We start from the raw sequence: 1,093 nt of genomic DNA, 5'->3' as shown, positions 1-1,093 counted from the left end.
AATCGGCCCAACTGCGTTTTTACTTTCTCCAAGTGTGGCTTCAAGGTTCGCGTGTCTGTCGGGCGTTGGTGAAGGCTGTATCCGACAATAAATTGGTTCTCGGTTCCGATTTGTACGTTGTATCCCGGCTTGAGTTGACCGTTTCGCATATGGTCTTCTTTCATCCGCATGAAGGTGGCATCCGGGTCCGTTTTGCTGTAGCTATTTCGCTCCCCGAGAATTTCAAGCTGCTGCTCGTATTTTTGCAGGCGGGGAAGGAGGTCTGTCCTCAGGATGCGAACCGCTTTTTTTAGCGGTTTGTCTTTGGGCGCTTGCTGCAACTTCTCCTCCAACTGTTGAACTGCCTTCTCCAGCTTCTCGCTAGTCAGGGAGGGTGCTCCGCCAAGCTCGGCAAGATCTTGGCCAGCCTGTTCCTTCTCTTCCTTTTTTTCAGTCTCTTCGATGGTAGCAAATAACGTCCGTACTTTCTCTTGTAGCCTCGCCTTTTGTTTAACCACCGCTTTCCCCCAAACAAAGGTATATCGATTGGCATTGGCTTCAATTTTGGTGCCGTCGACAAAATAGTGCTCGAGTTTAACGTATCCCTCTTCCACAAGCAGTTCGAGAACAGCCGTAAAAACCGATTCGAGAATGTCCTTCATTCGCTCGGAACGAAAGCGATTGATGGTGCGGAAGTCGGGACGCTGCCGGCCAGCGATCCACATGAACATGATATTTTCTCGTACAGCTTTGGCAATGAGGCGTGAGGAGTAGATCCGTTGAGTGTAGGCATAAATGAGGACTTTAGTAAGCATCTTGGGGTGGTAGCTGTCCCGTCCTCCACCAGGGTAAGCGGAGGCGAAGATATTGTCGCTGAGTCTATTCACTGCCGCATTCACCACACGTACGGCATGATTTTGTGGGATGTCTTCTTCTAAATCCATTGGCAGGCAAAGTTGATCCATGGTATATTGAATGTACAAAAGAAACCTCTCCTTTTCGAATGGTTGCTCGTCACTTCCATTTTACCAAGGATTGGTTTCTTTTTGTTTAACAAAATGAAAAATGAGGGCGTCCCTCAGTCACCTACGATGACTTTTGGGACAGCCCCTTT

The 1,093-nt window shown here is 48.6% G+C and carries 1 protein-coding gene; it reads right to left on the bottom strand.

The window, feature by feature from the left end; all coding sequences use genetic code 11:
- Positions 1–962 (bottom strand): IS1182 family transposase (locus M0651_RS23915; RefSeq protein WP_248554156.1); only part of this gene is annotated, 962 nt, incomplete at its 3' end.
- Positions 963–1,093 lie beyond the last annotated feature (131 nt).

The sequence above is a fragment of the Paenibacillus mellifer genome (genome assembly GCF_023195895.1).
In the GTDB taxonomy this organism is placed as follows: domain Bacteria; phylum Bacillota; class Bacilli; order Paenibacillales; family Paenibacillaceae; genus Fontibacillus; species Fontibacillus mellifer.
The sequence above is the reverse complement of the archived record's forward strand: the minus strand, read 5'-3'. Positions and strand labels throughout refer to the sequence as shown.